The sequence below is a fragment of the Rhodococcus sp. T2V genome (genome assembly GCF_029269925.1).
Taxonomy (GTDB): Bacteria; Actinomycetota; Actinomycetes; order Mycobacteriales; family Mycobacteriaceae; genus Rhodococcus_F; species Rhodococcus_F koreensis.
The window spans coordinates 1-511 of sequence record NZ_JARJBD010000490.1 but is presented as its reverse complement, the minus strand read 5'-3'; the positions used below and the strand labels follow the sequence as shown (position 1 = coordinate 511).

Here is a 511-nt window from a genome sequence, read left to right as displayed (position 1 = left end):
CGCTGCTGTTGCCCAGTTCGGATGGGCTGCGGGGGCGGAAGTTCCAGAACAGCCGACTCGTGGTGGAGGGGATGCTCTACCGGCTGCGCACCGGGCTCCCGTGGCGGGATCTACCTGCGCATTTCGGCCCCTGGAAGACAGTGTGGAAACGGCATCGACGCTACGCCGGGGATGGAACATGGGATCGGGTACTCATAGCCCTGGCCGCGATGGCCGATGCCGGTGGCGACCTGGATTGGGCGGTGTCGGTGGATTCGGCGGCGCGGGGTCGGCCGCCTCCGGGCGCGGGGCGTCTGTTCGGAATCGTCGCTACCGGTCTCGTCGCCGGTCTCGTCGTCGCCCTCGTCTTCGTCTTCGATGTACTCCTCGTCGTCGTCCTCGGGTTCCTCGTCACGGCCCCGCTTCGACTTCTTCTTCCCGCCGCCCACAGCCTTGAGGCCGCCGAGCAGATCCTCCCCCGACTGCAGCCGGGTGTTGAGCGAGTCGATGCGCTGACTGGCCGCGGTCACCG

1 protein-coding gene is annotated in these 511 nt (G+C 68.1%); it reads left to right on the top strand.

Annotated features, from left to right (window positions below):
- Positions 1-511, top strand: a 511-nt coding sequence (locus P3H15_RS55020) for a transposase (RefSeq protein ID WP_276144949.1), incomplete at both ends; no start/stop codon positions are given.